Genomic DNA, 17,817 nt, shown 5'->3' with positions numbered 1-17,817 from the left:
ACGAGGAACGAGGAACGAGAAACGAGGAACGAGGAAGAGACAAGAGGAACGAGAAACGAGGAACGAGGAACAAGGACCCAGACACGAGGAACGAGACCCCGCCACGAAGCACCCGTCACGGGGCACCCGATCAGCGCCGGAGCGGCTCGGCCTTCATGAAGACGTCGACCGCGTCTTCGCTCTCGAGTTCGAAGCCGTGCCTCTCGTACAGCCGTCGCGCCGGACTGCCCTGCAGCACATTGAGGCGGAACGGCCGGTCATCGCCCGCATGACGCGTCTCCAAGGCGTCCGCCAGCACCGCGGAGCCGAGGCCGCGGCCCTGCTGAGCGGGATCGAGGTAGAAGTGCTCGATCCACACCGCGTCGCTCTCGGGCCTCACCGCGATGAGGCCCACGTCCTGCCCGGCAACCACGATCACTCGCGTGTTCTGCGGGACGAACCCATCGAGGAACCGCTGCCGCACACGCACCGGGTCGAAGCGTCCGAGACGCTCCAGATCGGCGCGCATGACGATCGCTCGCAGCTCCGACATCCAGTGCGCATCCGACCGACTGCTCTCTCGAAGACTCCACCCGGCGCACACAGCATCCATACAATCACGCAGGCCACGCACCCGGAGCGACCGCGACCACGACCACGACCACGACCACAGAACCACCGCCGCAGAACCACCGCTACAGCGCGAGCAGCACGATCCCGCCCGCGACGACCGCGGACGCGGCGAGACGCCATCCGGGCCTGCTCTCCTTCAGGGCGAAGACACCGAACAGGCTGACCAGCACGACGCTGACCTCGCGCAGCGGCGCGACCAGTGCGACCGGAGCGATCTGGATGGCCGTGAGCACCAGGATGTACGAGAGCGGCGACAGGATGCTGAACGCCACGATGCGCTTCCACTGCGTGCGGCCGAGCGCGCGAACGGCCGCCCATCGGCCTCGGACGCCGAGCGAGTAGAACGGGATCTCGAGCAGCATCGTCCCCACCATGAAGGCGACGGGCGAGAGGTGCCACGTGCGCACGGCGTTGGCGTCCCAGATCGTGTAGACCGCGATCGCGACGCCGGTGAGCAGACCGAACACGAGCCCGGGATCCAGGCGACGCGACCGGTCGGCGCGTCCTCGGTCGACGAGACCGATCGCGACGACTCCGAGGATGATCGCCGCGACGCCGGTGAGCGCGAGGGCCGACGGGCGCTCCCCGAGCACCAGCACGGCGACGATCACAGAGAGGAACGGCCCGGTGCCCCGAGCCGTCGCGTAGACGGTCGAGAGGTTGCCTTCGCGATATCCGCGTTGCAGCACCGCCATGTAGGCGACGTGCAGCACACCGGAGACTCCGACGCCGAGCAGGAACGCCAGCACGTCGTCGGTACCGAGCCCGCCGGTGAACGGCACGACCCCGATCCAGACGGCGGTTCCTCCCACGGCCCCCCACCAGAGGAACGGCGTCCCTGCGCGGCTCACGCCGTGGGCGATGATGTTCCATGCGGCGTGCGTGACGGCTGCGGCGAGGACGAGAGCGAAGGCGAGAGCGGACATCAGAGACCCTTCCGTTCTTCGCGGGCGCGACGAACAGGGTCCTCCGGGCTTTTGTCCTGTCAGATGACGGCGCTCCTGCGGAGGAGCACCGTGGCGCCGCTCGGACCAGACGGGACGAACCCCGGAACCCTAGGCGCTATCGAGATCGACCGTACCGGCCGATGGTGACGAGAAGGTGAACGACCGCCATCCGACCGTCGCGGAGATCGCGCATCGAGTCGCCGATTACGATCGAAGGACCGCCCCTCCAGGAAGGTCGCTCATGCCCGTCACCCCGGACGCTCTCGCCCACGCCGAGGATCTCGCCGACTTCGTCGCCGCCTCGCCCTCGAGCTATCACGCCGCCGCCGAGGTGGCCAGGCGCCTCGCGGATGCCGGTTTCACGCGGCTCGAAGAGGATCAGGCCTGGGATGTCGCCCCCGGCGGACGCTATGTCGTCGTACGAGACGGTGCCGCGATCGCGTGGACGGTTCCGGGGGACGCCACCGCGACCACGCCCGCTCACATCCTGGGTGCTCACACCGACTCCCCCGGCTTCAAGCTCAAGCCGCAGCCGACGACCGGTTCGAGGGGCTGGCTGCAGGCGGCCGTCGAGGTGTACGGCGGTCCGCTGCTGAGCTCGTGGCTCGACCGCGAGCTGCGTCTCGCCGGACGGCTGGCCCTCGCCGACGGACGCGTGGTGCTCGCCGACACGGGAGCGCTGCTGCGGCTTCCCCAGCTCGCGATCCACCTCGACCGCGAGGCGAACACGGGCCTCGCGCTCGACAAGCAGTTCCAGACGCAGCCGGTCTGGGGCCTCGGCGACCCGACCCAGGAGGACATCCTGGCCGAGCTCGCCGGTTCGGCCGGCGTCTCGGCATCCGACATCCGCGGTTACGACGTCGTGATCTCCGACACAGCGCGCGGCGCGATCTTCGGCAAGGACCGCGCGTTCTTCGCTTCCGGCCGACTCGACGACCTCGCCTCGGTGCACGCCGGCGTCGTCGCGCTCGAGAAGATCGATACGGCAGTCAGCGGACCGATCGCGATCCTCGCGGCGTTCGACCATGAAGAACTGGGCTCCAGCTCCCGCTCCGGCGCGGGCGGCCCCCTGCTCGAAGACATCCTCGGCCGCGTCTACGACGCGCTCGGCGCCGACGCCTCCGAGCGTCGACGCGCGTTCTCCGCGTCGTGGTGCCTGTCGAGCGACGTGGGCCACTCGGTGCACCCGAACTACGTGCACAAGCACGACCCCGTCGTGCAGCCGGTGCTCGGCTCGGGACCGATCCTCAAGCTCAACGCCAACCAGCGCTATGCGACGGATGCCGTCGGCTCCGCCGCCTGGCGCGGCTGGTGCGAGACCGCCGACGTGGTCACGCAGGAGTTCGTGTCGAACAACAACGTGCCGTGCGGCTCGACGATCGGCCCGATCACGGCCACGCGTCTCGGCATCCGCACGGTCGACGTCGGCATCCCGATCCTGTCGATGCACTCGGCGCGCGAGCTCGCCGGCGTCTCGGACCTGCACGACCTCACCCGCGTCGCCGGAGCTTTCTTCGCCGGCTGAGCCCTGCCGACGCCCTCGCGGGCCCTGCGCAGTGCCAGGATGATGGCATGACGGACATCAAGCCTGCTCTCATCGAGCGCGCGGGCATCGAGATCATCCCCGAATCCGAGCGCACCGCGAAGCCGAGCGACCTCTTCTGGCCGTGGTTCGCGGCGAACGTCTCGGTGTTCGGCATGTCGTACGGCTCGTTCGTGCTGGGCTTCGGCATCTCGTTCTGGCAGGCGACCCTCGTGTCGATCATCGGCATCGTCGTGTCGTTCCTGCTGTGCGGACTGATCGCGATCGCCGGCAAGCGCGGTTCGGCGCCCACCATGGTGCTGTCCCGTGCGGCGTTCGGCGTGCAGGGGCAGAAGGTTCCGGGCATCGTCTCGTGGCTGACGTCGATCGGCTGGGAGACGTTCCTCGCGATCATGGCCGTGCTCGCCACGGCCACCGTCATCACGCAGCTCGGCGGTGACGGCGACAGCATCGCGCTGAAGATCACCGCCACCGTGATCGTCGCCGCGCTCATCGTCGCGGCATCCGTGCTCGGCTATCACACGATCATGAAGCTGCAGTCGGTGCTCACCTGGGTCACCGGCATCGTGACGGTGCTCTACATCGTCCTCGCCGCTCCGAGCATCGACATGGCGGCCGTCCTCGCGCGTCCGGACGGCGGGATCGGCCAGGTCACCGGCGCACTCGTCATGGTCATGACCGGCTTCGGCCTCGGCTGGATCAACATCGCCGCCGACTGGTCGCGGTACCAGAAGCGCACGGCATCCGACGGGGCGATCGTCCTGTGGAACACGATCGGCGGCTCGGTGGCTCCCGTGATCCTCGTCATCTTCGGTCTGCTGCTCGCCGGATCCGACGACGAGCTCAGCGCGGCGATCGCCGCCGACCCGATCGGCGCGCTCGCGACGATCCTGCCCATCTGGGTGCTCGTTCCGTTCCTGCTCACCGCCGTGCTGGCGCTCGTCTCCGGCGCGGTGCTGGGCATCTACTCCTCGGGCCTCACGCTGCTGAGCCTCGGCATCCGCATCCCCCGCCCGTCCGCGGCGGCGATCGACGGCGTGATCCTCACGATCGGCACGATCTACGTGGTGTTCTTCGCGACCGACTTCCTCGGTCCGTTCCAGAGCTTCCTCATCACGCTGGGCGTGCCGCTGGCGGCATGGGCCGGCATCCTGATCGCCGACATCCTGCGTCGCAAGAAGGACTACGACGACGAGGCGCTCTTCGACAGCCGCGGCCGCTACGGCGCGTGGGACTGGATCTCGATCGGCACGATGGTGATCGCGAGCGTGATCGGCTGGGGCTTCGTGCTCAACGGATTCGCGGATGCGGCGCCGTGGAACAACTGGCAGGGCTACCTGCTCGGCCTCGTCGGGGGTGTCGACGGCGACTGGGCCTATGCCAACCTCGGCGTCTTCTTCGCCCTCGTCCTGTCGTTCGTCGTGACCTGGTTCGCCCGGGCCGGAAAGATCCGCGCGCAGGAGGCCTCGGCGTGAGCGACGGTCCCTGGCTGATCGTGATCGACCCTCAGCAGATCTTCGCGTCGCCCGGATCTGCGTGGGGATCGCCGTTCTTCGCCGACACGATGCCGCGCATCCGCGAGCTGGCCACGGCCTTCGGCGACCGCGTGATCGTGACGCGCTGGATGCCGACGGCAGACCGCTCGACCTCGTGGGGCGCCTACTTCGCCGCGTGGCCGTTCGCCGACCAGCCGCCGACGGATCCACTGTTCGACCTCGTCCCCGACGCGGCCGGGCTGTCGCCGCATCCGACTCTCGACCTGCCGACCTTCGGCAAGTGGGGCGCAGAGATCGAGGCGGTCGTCGGCCGAGGGGCGCACGTCGTGCTGACGGGTGTCGCGACCGACTGCTGCGTCATCTCGACCGCACTGGCCGCAGCGGATGCCGGAGCGCACGTCACCGTGGTCGGCAATGCCTGCGCGGGATCGACGGCGGAGAATCATGCGGCCGCGATGCAGGTGATGGGTCTCTACCCGCCGCAGATCACGATCAGCGACACCGCCTCCGTGTTGTCGGGGCTCTAGCTCCCCGCGCGCACCGCGGCCGCGATGTCGGCGGGCGACCCCCGCCACGGAGCTCCGTGCCCGGGCAGCACCCATGATGCCGACACGGCGGCCAGCCTGTCGAGAGACGCGATGGCCTCGGTCGGCTCATCCGTGAACGGCGCGGGCTGAGGACCGACCTGCCCCGTCAGCACATGGCGCGTGGTGAGGGCGTCGCCGACGAACACCGCGTCCGCTGCGGGAATGTGCACCGCGATGCTGCCCGGCGAGTGTCCCGGCATCCCGATGATGACCGGAGATCCCGGCAGGCCGAGCGCCTCGCCGTCGGCGACCGTCATGACGTCGGTGACATGGCGCGTGCGCAGCCCGTTCTTGCGCACGCCGTAGGCGAGGAAGCCGAGCAGTGGACCGACGCGAGCGGGTCCCATCGGGGTCTTCGGCTTCTCACCCGTGCGCACGCGGTGCGCGTCGGCGCTGTGGATGAAGATCGGCACGTCTGCTTCGCTGCGCAGCCGCTCGGCGAACCCGATGTGGTCGCTGTCGCCGTGGGTCAGGACGAGACCCCGGATGTCGGAGAGCGGGCGCCCCAGTTCTGTGAGGGTGCGCTGCAGATCGTTCCAGTGGCCGGGCAGCCCGGCGTCGACGAGCGTGATCCCCTCGGGCAGATCGATGAGGTATGACGCGACGATGTCGTTGCCGAGTCGATGCAGGTGCGGTGCGAGCTTCATGGCCGTTCCCTTCGCGGTGGCTTATGATGGCTAGCCTACGTAGCTATCATAGCTAATGTCAATAGCCATGAAGGAGACCCGGATGCCGACCCCCGAACGAACCTCGCTGGCGGCCATCATCGACGCCGGTCGCGACATCCTCGAATCCGCCGGACCCGCGGGACTCACCATGCAGGCGGTCGCCGAGCGGGTGGGCGTCCGCGCACCTTCCCTCTACAAGCGGATCCGCGATCGTGACGCTCTGCTCTCCGCAGTGGCGGAGGCCTCGGCCGACGCGCTGACGGTCAGGCTCGACGCCGCAGGCGACGAGCTCCCCCTCCTCGCCTCCGCCTACCGCACCTTCGCGCACGAACGCCCGCACGCGTTCCGCCTGCTGTTCACCGCCTCCGCGCCCGAAGACGCCCTGCACCGGACGTCTGTTCCGGTGCTGCGCTCATGCGCCGCTCTCGTCGGGCCGGATCGGGCGCTCGATGCGGCCCGGCTCTTCACCTCCTGGGCGACCGGGTTCCTGCAGATGGAACTCGCCGGAGCCTTCCGTCTGGGCGGCGACGTCGACGAGGCGTTCGACTACGCGGTGGAGCGCATACTCGCGGGACTGACCGCCTGAGAGGTCGGAGCACCCCGCTCGGTGGCCTGCCGATCTCACCGCTCGGCGAGCGGCTGCGCCGAAGAGCAACCGGAATACTGCCAAGATGATGCGCGGAGAGGGGTTTCCATGACCGCGAGCGCGCACGACGACGGATCCGTCCACCCGACGAAGGGTCGTCGCCCCTGGCATCGCACGAAGGTGGCGGTCGGAATCGTGCTGATCGTCGTCGCCGTGGTGACGATCATCGGCGCGCTCACCCCCTGGCCGTCCGCGATGGCCATCCGCGCGGTGTTCACCCGGGGCGGCGACGAGACTGCCGCCGAGATGGACAAGCACGTGCCCGACACCGAACTCACCGAGAAACTCGATCTCGCGTATGCGGACGGAGGCGCCGACACCACGATGGACGTCTTCACACCGGCATCCGCCACGGGCCCGCTTCCGACCGTCGTCTGGATTCACGGCGGCGCCTGGATCTCGGGATCGAAGGAGAACGTCGACCCGTACATGCGGATCCTCGCTGCGGAGGGCTACACGACCATCGCCGTGAACTACACGATCGGACCCGAAGGGGTGTATCCGCTCGCCGTGCACCAGCTCAACGACGCGCTCGCCTACATCGACGCGCACGCCGACGAGCTGGGCGTCGACCCGACCCGGATCGTGCTCGCGGGCGACTCCGCCGGAGGTCAGCTGGCCAGTCAGATGGCGACGCTCATCACGAGCCCCGACTACGCCGAGATCATGGACGTCACCCCGGCGCTCGAGGCCGAGCAGGTGGTGGCGACCGTGCTGAACTGCGGCGTCTACGACCTGGCCGCACTCGCGACGCTCGACGGCATCGCCGGTTGGGGGCTGAAGACCTCGATGTGGGCGTACTCAGGCACCAAGACCTGGGCCGAGGACTCGACCGGTGCCACGATGTCGACGATCGACTGGGTCACCGAGGACTTCCCGACGACCTACATCTCGGGCGGCAACGGCGACGGTCTCACCTGGCTGCAGTCGATCCCCATGGCCCAGCGGCTCGACGCGCTCGGCGTCGACGTGACGACCCTCTTCTGGCCTGCGCCGCACGAGCCGCAGCTGCCCCACGAATACCAGTTCCATCTCGACATGCCGGATGCGCAGACGGCCCTGCAGAAGACCATCGACTTCCTGGACGCGCACACCACCCGCTGACCGGGCGGGGTCGGCGTGGGCCGTCTTTCGTGTCCCGCTGCCTACTTCATCGTGTCGAGGATGCCGACGAGGTCGCCGAACGTGGTGAGCGGATTGAGGATCGCGAAGCGGGTGTTCGGGCGGCCTCCGTGCGAGCTCGGCACGACGAACGCGCGCTGCGAGTCGAGGAGCTCATCGGACCACCGGTCGTAGTCGCCGCGTTCCCAGCCCTCGCGTTCGAAGACGACGACCGACAGCTGGGGGTCGCGCACGAGACGAAGCTCGGGCCGCGCGGCGATCTCGGCGGCGATCCGCTGCGTCAGAGCGAGCGTCGCGCTCACGGCCTCGCGATACGCCGTCACCCCGTACGTCGCGAGCGAGAACCAGAGCGGCAACCCCCGGGGGCGCCGGGTGAGCTGGATCGAGTAGTCCGACGGGCTGAAGTCGCCCGCGTCGGTGAGCGTGTCGAGGTATTCGGCGTGCTGGGTGTGCGCGCGACGACCCGCATCGGGGTCGCGGTAGATCAGCGCGCAGCAGTCGAAGGGCGCGAACAGCCACTTGTGCGGATCGACGATCACCGAGTCGGCGCGCTCCACCCCGGCGAAGACACCCCGAGCCTCGGGGGCCAGCATGGCGGTCAGCCCGTACGCGCCGTCGATGTGCAGCCAGAAGTCGAACTCGTCCTTCAGCGCGGCGATGCCGGCGATGTCGTCGACGATGCCGAAGTTGGTCGAGCCGCCGGTGGCGACCACAGCGCAGATCTCGTCGCCGTGCTCGGCGAGTGCGTCGCGCACCGCGTCCGCCCTCAGCACGCCGTCGTCTCCGGCCGGCACGAGCAGCACGTCGGCGTCCATGACCTTCGCCGCCGACTTGTTCGAGGAGTGCGCCTCGACGCTGCACACGATCTTCCAGCGACGAGGCAGCTCCTTGCCCGCGTCGAGCAGCTTCGCCTTCGCCGCCTCGCGCGCCGCGACGAGTGCCGACAGGTTGCCGATCGTGCCACCCTGCACGAACACCCCGCCCGCGGTGTCGGGAAGGCCGAACTCGGAGGCGAGGAACGACAGCACCTCGTTCTCGGCGTGCACGGCTCCTGCGCCCTCGAGCCAGCTGCCGCCATAGAGGCCGGATGCCGAGACCACGAGGTCGAACGCGATCGACGCGATGGTCGGCGCCGTCGGGATGAACGACAGATACGCCGGGTGGCTCGTCGTCAGGCAGGCGGGAGCGAGGATGTGCTCGAACACGCTGAGCGCCCGCTGCGATCCGAGACCCGCATCGGTGATCGTCGTGCCGACCAGACGGTCGAGCTCGGCGGGCGACTGGGGCTTGTCGAGCGGCACATCGGCCGCGAGCATCCGCCGGCGCGAGTAGTCGAGCACTGCATCGACGATCGCCGTCGATTCGGCCGAGGCCGCGTGCATGCGTTCTGCTCCCATGAGCTGTCCTTACCTGAGGGTTTCTGCGGGCTGTGCGGGCTGTGCGGGCTGTACTGCCCGTCGTGCTGCGGCGGGCTCGAGATCGTCCGACACCGGAACGGAGGGCTCCGGAACGTCCGTCACGGGGACATCGAGCACGGCGGAGAGGGTGCGGCGAGCGAGTGCCGCCCGATCGCGCGGCGCCCAGTGCACGAGCGAGTGGGCGCTCATCCCGTCGACCATGGCGAGCAGCATCCACGCCGACGAATCGGGATCGACCCGCACTGCCGGATCTTCGGCGATCGCCCGGGCGATGAGGTCTTCGAGGGCGCGGTGCCAGAGGTCCATCTCGGTGCGCACCCGGGTGCCGAGCGCCTCGTTGCGGGCTCCGAGCGCCCACGACTGCACCCACACCATCGCCACGTCGTCGCGCGAGTCGTCGAGCAGCGTCTCGATGAGACGCAGCAGATTCGTGCGCAGGTCGACAGTCGGGTCGTAGGAGGAGATGACCTCTTCGCGCTCGGCCGCGACGATCGTCGTGAAGACCTCGGCGACGAACGACTCCATCACGGGCCGGTAGTGGGCGACGAGAGCGGGTGTGACGCCGACCCGCGCAGCGACGGCTCGCACGGTGAGGGCCTCGAGGCCGCTCTCCGAGGCGAGCGATACGGCGCCGTCGAGGATCGAGCGTTCGCGCTCCTCCGGCGGCAGCCTGCGCGGTGCGGCGGCTCTTGACGTGGTCTTCATCACGGGTTACCGTATCACTCGTTGATCGCGTGTTCAATAGCGACGGCGACTCTCGTTGCCGAGGTCGTGATCAGCAGCGAGGGAGACAACCATGGCCTGGCACATGCCCGCCGAGACCGCACCGCACGACCGCACCTGGATGGCGTTCCCCGCCGAGGGGCCGACGCTCGGCGAGACGGCGGCCGAGCGCGACGAGGGCTACGAGACCTGGACCGCCGTCGCCCATGCGGTCGCCGAGTTCGAGCCGGTCACGATGATCGTCGACCCGGCGGAGATCGCCCGCGCCCGGCGGATGCTCAGCGGTGCCATCGACATCGTCGAGGCGCCGGTCGACGAGTTCTGGATGCGCGACTCCGGGCCGACGTTCGTCATCGACGACGAGCGACCCGGCGTGCTCGGCGCGGTGGACTGGATCTTCAACGGGTGGGGCGCACCGGCCTGGGCGCAGTGGCAGAAGGCGGCGCAGCACGCGCGCATCATCGCCGGGGCCGTCGACGCCGAGCTCGTGAGCTCGACCCTCGTCAACGAGGGCGGCGGAATCCACGTCGACGGCGAGGGCACCGTGCTGCTCACCGAGACCGTGCAGCTCGATCCGCGCCGCAACCCCTACGCCGACAAGGCCCGCGTCGAGGCCGAGATGGCCCGCACTCTCGGCACCTCGAAGGCCGTGTGGCTGCCCCGGGGCCTCACCCGCGACTACGACGACTTCGGCACGAACGGCCACGTCGACATCGTGGCGACGATCGTCTCCCCCGGTCGGCTGCTGCTGCACGATCAGCAGGATCCCGCGCACCCCGACCACGAGGTCACCCGCGAGCTGCGCGCGCACCTCGGCGATCAGACCGATGCCGCCGGTCGCCGCTTCGAGATCGTCGACCTGCCCGCGCCCGCGACCCTGCGCGACGGCGAGGGGTTCGTGGACTGGAGCTACGTCAACCATCTGGTCACCAACGACGGCGTCGTCGCGTGCGGGTTCGGCGACGAGAAGGCGGATGCCGCCGCGAGGGCCATCCTCGCCGACGTCTATCCCGGCCGCCGGGTCGTCACCGTCGACGCGCGCCCGCTGTTCGACCGCGGCGGCGGCATCCACTGCATCACCCAGCAGCAGCCGAGTGTGGGGGTGTCCGCATGATCGACGTGGTCGAGGCCTCGATCGCCGACCTGCGACGAGCGCTGGAGACGGGCGCTGCCACCTCCGTCGAACTGGTCGACGCCTACCTCGCGCGCATCGCCGCCTACGACGGCCCCGATACGGACACGGCTCTGAACGCGATCGTCGTCGCGAATCCCGAGGCGCGCACGGAGGCCGAGGCATCGGACGCGAGACGTGCCCGTGGCGAGACGCGGGGGCCGCTCGACGGCATCCCGTACACGGCGAAAGACAGTTATCTCGTGCGAGGGCTCACGGCGGCCGCCGGCAGCCCCGCCTTCGCCGACCTCGTCGCGCAGCGCGACGCGTTCACGATCGAGCGCCTGCGGTCGGGAGGCGCGATCTGCCTCGGGCTGACCAACATGCCGCCGATGGCGAACGGCGGCATGCAGCGCGGCGTCTACGGCCGCGCCGAGAGCCCCTACAACGCCGACTTCCTCACCGCGCCCTTCGCCTCCGGGTCGTCGAACGGCTCGGGCACGGCGACGGCTGCCAGCTTCGGCGCGTTCGGTCTGGGCGAGGAGACCTGGTCGAGCGGTCGCGGCCCGGCCACGAACAACGCCCTGTGCGCCTACACGCCCTCACGAGGCGTCATCTCGACGCGGGGCAACTGGCCGCTCGTGCCGACGATGGATGTCGTCGTGCCGCACACCCGCACTCTGGCCGATCTTCTCGAGGTGCTCGATGTGATCGTCGCCGACGACGCCGAGGTCCGCGGCGATTTCTGGCGCGCACAGCCGTGGGTGTCACTGCCGCAGTCCTCCGAGGTCCGCCCCGCGTCGTACCGCGCGCTCTCCACCGATGCGGCGGCAGCTCTCGACGGCGCTCGCATCGGAATCCCGCGCATGTACATCAACGCCGACTCCGACGCGGGCACCGCCGACGATCCGGGCATCGGCGGCCCGACCGGCCGGCGCATCGCGACGCGTCCGTCCGTGATCGACCGGTGGCAGGCGGCCCGACGGAGCCTCGAGGCGGCCGGCGCGACGGTCGTCGACGTGGACTTCCCGGTGGTGTCGAACTACGAGGGCGATCGACCCGGCGCCCCGACCATCGCCACCCGCGGGCTCGTCACGCCGGAGTACCTGCACCGCGAGATCGTCGACCTGTCGGCCTGGGCCTGGGAGGATTTCCTGCAGGCGAACGGCGACCCGCGGCTGCACACTCTCGCGGAGGTCGACGGGGCATCGATCTTCCCCCACCCTGAGGGTGCGCTGCCCGACCGCTACACCGGCTTCGACGACGACATCGCCGAGTACCCGGAATGGGTGCGCGAGAACCCCGGCGTCGGATTCGAGGACATGCCCGAGCTGCCGGACGGCCTCCGCGGACTCGAGGAGACCCGCCGGGTCGACCTCGAGCAGTGGATGGACGAGCTCGAGCTCGACGCGGTCGTCTTCCCCGCGGTGGCCGACGTCGGGCCGGCTGACATGGATGTGAACGAGTCATCCGCCGACCTCGGCTGGCGCAACGGCACCTGGATCGCGAACGGCAACCTGACCATCCGTCATCTCGGCATTCCGACCGTGACGGTGCCGATGGGTCTGATGGCCGACATCGGCACGCCGATCGGCCTGACGTTCGCCGGCCGCGCCTACGACGACTCGTCGCTGCTGCGACTCGCGGCCGGGTTCGAAGCCGTCGGCGCACCCGGCGAGCGGCGTACTCCCCCGCTGCGCACGCCGAGGCTTTGACCTCGGCGGAGCCGGTCCCACCGCGCGACATTTCACCATTGTGACGCTCGCCACGATTGTTATATGTTCTTCCTGTCCGTCACGACAGGAAGCGACCTATGAGCACCGAGAACAACGAGCGCGAGCTCGAGGCCGGCATCGTCACCGATCTGTCCGGACGCATGACGTACGGGTCGTATCTGTCGCTCGACCAGCTGCTCACCGCCCAGAATCCCGTCAGCGTCCCGGAGCACCATGATGAGCTGCTGTTCATCATCCAGCACCAGACGACCGAGCTCTGGCTCAAGCAGCTGCTGCACGAGCTGTCGTCCGCACGCCAGCTGCTCGCGAGCGACGACCTCCGTGAGGCGCTGAAGAGGGTCGCGCGCGTCAAGCGCATCCAGGACGTCATGACCCAGCAGTGGGCGATCCTCGCGACGCTCACGCCCACCGAGTACGCGCAGTTCCGCGGAGCGCTCGGCAATTCCTCCGGCTTCCAGTCGGTGCAGTACCGCGCCGTCGAGTTCGCGCTGGGCAACAAGAACGAGAAGATGCTGAGCGTCTTCAGCGACCACCCCGCGAACCTCGCGCTGCTCACCGCCGAATGGCACAAGCCGACGCTCTATGACGAGTTCCTGCGCTACGCCTCGCGACGCGGCCTCCCGATCCCGACCGAGATCCTCGACCGGGACGTGCGTCTCCCCTACCGCGAGACGCCCGCACTCGTGCCGGCCATCCGCGAGATCTACCAGAACCACCAGCAGCACTGGGATCTGTATGAAGCGTGCGAAGACCTCGTCGATCTCGAGGACAACTTCCAGTTCTGGCGCTTCCGTCACCTCAAGACCGTCGCGCGCACGATCGGCATGAAGGTCGGCACCGGCGGCTCGAGCGGAGTCGGCTTCCTGCAGCGCGCCCTCGACCTGACGTTCTTCCCCGAGCTCTACACCGTGCGCACCGAGATCGGCGGCTGATGCACGCGGCGACCTTCTTCGACGGCGAAGGATGGCGCGACGGCATCATCGACCGCGACGGCGAGCGGATGCGGCTCCGCGCCGAGCCTCCCGCCCGCGATCTGCCCCGTCTGGCCGGCGTGCTCATCGGCGGCTTCACCGACCACCACGTGCACCTTCAGCTCGTCGACCACACGCTGCTCGCGAGCTCGACCCTGGGCCGCGTGGTCGACCTCGGGGCGGACCCGGCCGTCATCGAACCGCTGTCCCGGGCATCGTCGCCCCACGACTTTGGAGATCTGCGCCACACCATCCCGGATTATGCGGATGTCCGCCGAGCCGACGCGGGGATTCCGGAGTTCCGGCGAACCGACGCCTCGCACCGTGTCCAGGTCGACTTCGCCGGCGCATTCCTCACTCCCGTCGGCGGGTACCCGAGTGACCGCGACTGGGCCCCCACAGGATCCTTCCGCGAGATCACGGACGCAGAGACGGCGCGCGCGGCCGTCACCGCGATGGCGGATGCCGGAGCATCCTGCATCAAGGTGGCGAGCAACGCCACCGCAGGCCCCGTCTTCGACGACGACCTGTTCCGCACGATCGTCGACGCCGCCTCGGCCCGCAGGCTGTCCGTGGTCGCCCATGCCGAGGGACCGGGCCTGGCGCAGCGCGCCGCTCGCCTCGGGGCCGCCCGTCTCGCCCATGCACCGTTCACCGAAGGGCTCGCCGACGACGAGATCGCCCGACAGGCGGCATCCGTCTCGTGGATCTCGACGCTCGCGATCCACGATGCAGACAGCGACGAGCGAGCCACCGCGGTCGACAACGTCCGCCGCTTCCACGCCGCCGGCGGAATGGTGCTCTACGGCACCGACATGGGCAACGGTCCGACGCCCGTGGGCCTGAACCCCGCCGAGCTCGCAGCGCTCCGCGAGGCAGGCATCGCGGGCGATGACCTCCTGCGCGCTCTCGCGCCACAGGACCCGCTCGATCCCGCCGCTCTGCTCCTGAGGCTCCCCGGCACCGACGCCGACCCGACACTCGCCCGCCCGCTGACCAGCGCCGATCTGAAGGCATGACATGACCGACTCACCCGAGACCACGACCGCCGCTCCGACCGCCGACAGCACCCTCCTCGACCTCGCGCAGGCTCTCGACGCGGCCGATCCGCTGCACTCGCACCTCTCCGCCTTCGCCGAAGCGCCCGGCGTCGGCGCCTACCTCGACGGCAACTCGCTCGGCCGGCCCCTGAAGGACACCCCCGAGAAGCTCGCCGCATTCGTGCGCGACGACTGGGGCACCCGCCTGATCCGCTCGTGGGACGAGCAGTGGATGGCCCTTCCGATGGAGCTCGGCGATCGCATCGGACGTGTCACCCTCGGCGCCGCCGCGGGTCAGACCGTGGTCGCCGACTCGACCAGCGTGCTGATCTACAAGCTGATGCGCGCGGCCGCCGCCGCCGACCCCTCGCGCACCGAGCTCGTCATCGAGGCGGGCAACTTCCCGACCGACCGGTTCATGGCCGAGGGCGTCGCCGCCGAGACCGGCATGACGGTGCGGTGGATCGAGCCCGATCCGGTGCTCGGGGTGCAGATGGCCGATGTGGTCGCTGCGATCTCTGCGAAGACGGCGCTCGTGTCGCTGAGCCACGTCGACTACCGCTCCGGCGCCCTCGCCGATATGCCGGCGATCACCACCGCGGTGCACGAGGTCGGCGCGCTGATGATGTGGGATCTGTGCCACTCGGCCGGCGTGATCCCCATGCAGCTCGACGACTGGGGCGTCGACATGGCCGTCGGGTGCACCTACAAGTACCTCAACGGCGGCCCCGGCTCCCCCGCGTTCGCCTTCCTGCGGCGCGAGCATCAGGGCGTGCTGCGCCAGCCGATCCAGGGGTGGTGGAGCGCCGCCGACATCTTCGCGATGGGTCCGCAGTACGAACCGGCCGGCGACATCCGTCAGCTGCTCAGCGGCACTCCCCCGATCACCTCGATGCTCGCGATGCAGGGCATGCTCGACCTCATCGAGCAGGCGTCGGTCGAGGCGATCCGTGAGAAGTCGCTCTCGCTCACCGATTTCGCGGTCCGCGCCCACGACGAGGTGCTCGCGCCTCTCGGCGTGCGCCTGCTCAGCACCCGCGACGCCGCACAGCGCGGAAGCCACGTGACCATCGGCCACCCCGACTTCCGCGCGGTGACGCAGCGACTGTGGGCCGACGGCATCATCCCCGACTTCCGCTTCCCCGACGGCATCCGTCTGGGGCTCTCCCCTCTCAGCACGTCGTATGTCGAGACGCTCACCGGCGTCCTCGCCGTGCGCGACGCACTGGAGTCGCATGACCGCTGACCGCGCAGAGGCGACCACAGGCCCCGTGCTCGATGACATCGATGCGCGCCCCGGCAGCACCGCCTCCCTCTTGCGCACTCTGGTCGGGCTGTATCTGCGACCTCTCGGCGGCTGGATCTCGACGGCCGACCTGGTCGCCCTCGCCGGCGATCTCGGGATCCCCACGGCGCAGGCGCGCACCGGCGTCACCCGTCTCAAGCAGAAGGGACTGCTGCTCGCCGAGCGCAGGCACGCGGCCGGGTATCTGCTGAATCCGGATGCCGCGACGATGCTCGAGCGCGGCGATCGGCGCATCTTCGAGATGCGCGAGATGACGGATGCCGACAGCTGGTGCCTCATCTCGTTCTCGATGCCCGAGAGCGCGCGAGCCACCCGGCACCAGCTTCGCCGTCGCCTGCAGTGGATCGGGGCGGGTGTCGTCTCGCCTGCGCTGTGGATCTGTCCGGGGCATCTGCAGGGCGAGGTGCAGGAGATCGTCGACGACCTCGAAGCGAGCGAGTGGGTGACCCTGTTCCAGGCCGGCACGCCGACGACGGCCCGCACACTGCCCGAGGCCGCCGCCGACTGGTGGGACCTCGAGTCGCTGCGCGCCGAGCACCTCGCGTTCCAGGCCTCGCTCGCGACGCTGCCCACCGCGCCGTTCGCCGCGTATGTGCAGCTGCTCGACCGCTGGCGAGTGCTGCCCTACGTCGATCCGGGGCTGCCGCCGTCGATGCTGCCGGCCGAGTGGCCCGGTCGGCGCAGCGTCGCCGAGTTCCAGAGGCTGTCGACAGAGCTGTCGGATGCCGCGTGGCGGCGTGTGCGCGACGTCACGCGACACCCCGCGGCCGGAAGCTCCGCGACCGGCGCCGAGCTCACCGCGGCGGGGCGGTCGTAGCCCGCACCACCAGCCGCGTCGGCAGGATCACGTGCATCTCGTCGACCTCCTGCCCCGCGAGCAGCGTGAACACCATGTCAGCCGCGACCGCGCCGAGTCGCCGCATCGGCTGCTGGATGGTGGTGAGCGGCAACGCCCTTCTGGTGGCCTCCGGCACGTCGTCGAATCCGATCACCGACAGATCGTCGGGCACCCGCAGACCGAGCTCGTGGGCGACATCGATGACCGCGATCGCGGAGAGGTCGTTGGCGGCGAAGATCGCCGTGGGACGCGAGTCGCCGCTCAGCATGATGCGAGCGGATTCCCTGGTCGCGTCGAGCTCGTAGCGACCGACACCGATCAGCGACGGATCGAGGGGGATCCCCGCGTCCGACAGAGCCCTGCGATACCCAGCGTCGCGCAGCCCGGCGGAGCGCAGGTCGGGGCGACCGGCGAGGAAGCCGATGCGGCGGTGGCCCAGTTCGATGAGGTGTCTGGTCGCGACGAGCGCGCCTCCGAAGCTGTCCGACTCGACCGTGGGCAGGTCGGCCCGGCCCGTGTGCGGATCGATCGCGACGACGGGGATCTCGGTGCCGGCGCTGACGACCGTGGGCGTGACCATGATCGCGGCGTCGATCAGCGTGCCGGAGAGCCTGCTCAGGGATCGGCGTTCCCATCCGTCGCCCGCGCCGAGGTGGGAACCGCTGTACGCGAGCAGATCGAAGGAGGTGTCGTGCACGGCCGAGCCGACGCCCTTCAGGATCTCGGCGCTGAAGGGTTCGAAGTCCGCCAGCAGCACGCCGATCACACCGGTGCGCCGCGCGCGCATGCTGCTCGCCACGAGGCTCGACTCGTAGCCGAGCTCCTTCACCGCGTCGAGTACGCGCTGCACCGTGGCATCCGCGATCCCGTACCGACCGTTCACCGCCTTCGAGACGGTCGACACAGACACTCCCGCCGCTTTCGCGACGTCATGGATCGTCGTGCGTGCCCCCATGAGACGCCAGCGTAGTCTCCCGCCGATCGCAATGGAAACTGTTTTCGAAAACGTTTGACGATCGAGCGCGTCCGCCGGAGACTCATGCCACTGCGGTC

The 17,817-nt window shown here is 69.6% G+C and carries 17 protein-coding genes; 11 read left to right on the top strand and 6 right to left on the bottom strand.

The annotated features are described in order from the left end of the window. Positions 1-130: 130 nt before the first annotated feature. Together QRN21_RS14155 and QRN21_RS14150 are read right to left on the bottom strand one after the other, a co-directional pair. On the bottom strand, positions 131-532 hold the full coding sequence (locus QRN21_RS14155; protein WP_261987849.1) for a GNAT family N-acetyltransferase: 402 nt from the start codon (positions 530-532) through the stop codon (positions 131-133). A 142-nt stretch (positions 533-674) separates the two neighbouring features. After that, positions 675-1,538 (bottom strand): EamA family transporter, encoded by an 864-nt coding sequence (locus QRN21_RS14150; protein WP_285364682.1) that lies wholly within the window; start codon positions 1,536-1,538, stop codon positions 675-677. Between the two features lie 262 nt (positions 1,539-1,800). On the opposite strand from QRN21_RS14150, the gene QRN21_RS14145 reads away from it, so the two are divergent. From QRN21_RS14145 to QRN21_RS14135, 3 genes are read left to right on the top strand one after another with little or no spacing between them, the layout of a single operon-like run. Beyond that, positions 1,801-3,084 (top strand): M18 family aminopeptidase, encoded by a 1,284-nt coding sequence (locus QRN21_RS14145; RefSeq protein WP_285364679.1) that lies wholly within the window; start codon positions 1,801-1,803, stop codon positions 3,082-3,084. 47 nt (positions 3,085-3,131) lie between these two features. Continuing rightward, on the top strand, positions 3,132-4,577 hold the full coding sequence (locus QRN21_RS14140; RefSeq protein WP_285364677.1) for a purine-cytosine permease family protein: 1,446 nt from the start codon (positions 3,132-3,134) through the stop codon (positions 4,575-4,577). Beyond that, a complete protein-coding gene (locus QRN21_RS14135; RefSeq protein ID WP_285364675.1) occupies positions 4,574-5,125 on the top strand; it encodes a cysteine hydrolase family protein in 552 nt (183 codons plus the stop codon). Before QRN21_RS14140 ends, QRN21_RS14135 begins: the two co-directional genes overlap by 4 nt. Here QRN21_RS14135 and QRN21_RS14130 read toward each other — a convergent pair. After that, entirely contained in the window at positions 5,122-5,832 is a 711-nt protein-coding gene (locus QRN21_RS14130; protein WP_285364674.1) for an MBL fold metallo-hydrolase, read from the bottom strand. The genes QRN21_RS14135 and QRN21_RS14130 overlap by 4 nt on opposite strands. 82 nt (positions 5,833-5,914) lie before the next feature. On the opposite strand from QRN21_RS14130, the gene QRN21_RS14125 reads away from it, so the two are divergent. Continuing rightward, positions 5,915-6,439 carry a TetR/AcrR family transcriptional regulator gene (locus QRN21_RS14125; RefSeq protein ID WP_053097597.1) on the top strand — a complete coding sequence of 175 codons (525 nt, stop codon included), beginning with the start codon at positions 5,915-5,917 and terminating at the stop codon, positions 6,437-6,439. A 108-nt stretch (positions 6,440-6,547) separates the two neighbouring features. Next, positions 6,548-7,603, top strand: a complete 1,056-nt coding sequence (locus QRN21_RS14120) for an alpha/beta hydrolase (protein WP_285364670.1) — start codon at positions 6,548-6,550, stop codon at positions 7,601-7,603. A 41-nt stretch (positions 7,604-7,644) separates the two neighbouring features. Here the strand turns inward: QRN21_RS14120 and QRN21_RS14115 are convergent, their stop codons facing one another. Together QRN21_RS14115 and QRN21_RS14110 are read right to left on the bottom strand one after the other, a co-directional pair. Further along, positions 7,645-9,018 (bottom strand): pyridoxal phosphate-dependent decarboxylase family protein, encoded by a 1,374-nt coding sequence (locus QRN21_RS14115; protein WP_285364668.1) that lies wholly within the window; start codon positions 9,016-9,018, stop codon positions 7,645-7,647. Positions 9,019-9,027: 9 nt separating this feature from the next. Further along, the gene (locus tag QRN21_RS14110) at positions 9,028-9,744 is read right to left on the bottom strand and encodes a TetR/AcrR family transcriptional regulator (RefSeq protein ID WP_285364666.1); all 717 of its coding nucleotides are present in this window, start codon (positions 9,742-9,744) and stop codon (positions 9,028-9,030) included. A 91-nt stretch (positions 9,745-9,835) separates the two neighbouring features. On the opposite strand from QRN21_RS14110, the gene QRN21_RS14105 reads away from it, so the two are divergent. From QRN21_RS14105 to QRN21_RS14080, 6 genes are all read left to right on the top strand, one after another. Continuing rightward, complete coding sequence (locus tag QRN21_RS14105; protein ID WP_285364664.1) at positions 9,836-10,876, top strand: agmatine deiminase family protein; 1,041 nt, start codon at positions 9,836-9,838, stop codon at positions 10,874-10,876. Next, positions 10,873-12,588, top strand: coding sequence for an amidase (locus tag QRN21_RS14100; protein WP_285364662.1), 1,716 nt, complete (start codon positions 10,873-10,875; stop codon positions 12,586-12,588). The genes QRN21_RS14105 and QRN21_RS14100 overlap by 4 nt, the downstream gene beginning before the upstream one ends. A 98-nt stretch (positions 12,589-12,686) precedes the next feature. Then, entirely contained in the window at positions 12,687-13,541 is an 855-nt protein-coding gene (locus tag QRN21_RS14095; RefSeq protein ID WP_053097603.1) for a tryptophan 2,3-dioxygenase, read from the top strand. Then, complete coding sequence (locus QRN21_RS14090) at positions 13,541-14,599, top strand: hypothetical protein (protein WP_285364659.1); 1,059 nt, start codon at positions 13,541-13,543, stop codon at positions 14,597-14,599. Before QRN21_RS14095 ends, QRN21_RS14090 begins: the two co-directional genes overlap by 1 nt. A gap of 1 nt (position 14,600) precedes the next feature. Further along, on the top strand, positions 14,601-15,866 hold the full coding sequence (locus QRN21_RS14085) for a kynureninase (RefSeq protein ID WP_285364656.1): 1,266 nt from the start codon (positions 14,601-14,603) through the stop codon (positions 15,864-15,866). Further along, positions 15,856-16,743, top strand: coding sequence for a PaaX family transcriptional regulator (locus QRN21_RS14080; protein ID WP_285364654.1), 888 nt, complete (start codon positions 15,856-15,858; stop codon positions 16,741-16,743). The genes QRN21_RS14085 and QRN21_RS14080 overlap by 11 nt, the downstream gene beginning before the upstream one ends. On the opposite strand, the gene QRN21_RS14075 is transcribed toward QRN21_RS14080, so the two are convergent. Next, positions 16,721-17,719 (bottom strand): LacI family DNA-binding transcriptional regulator, encoded by a 999-nt coding sequence (locus QRN21_RS14075; protein ID WP_053097606.1) that lies wholly within the window; start codon positions 17,717-17,719, stop codon positions 16,721-16,723. The genes QRN21_RS14080 and QRN21_RS14075 overlap by 23 nt on opposite strands. Between the last annotated feature and the right edge of the window lie 98 nt (positions 17,720-17,817).

Origin of the sequence: Microbacterium sp. LMC-P-041 (genome assembly GCF_030209555.1) — a bacterium.
In the GTDB taxonomy this organism is placed as follows: Bacteria; Actinomycetota; Actinomycetes; order Actinomycetales; family Microbacteriaceae; genus Microbacterium.
This window is presented reverse-complemented; position numbering and strand designations above follow the sequence as displayed.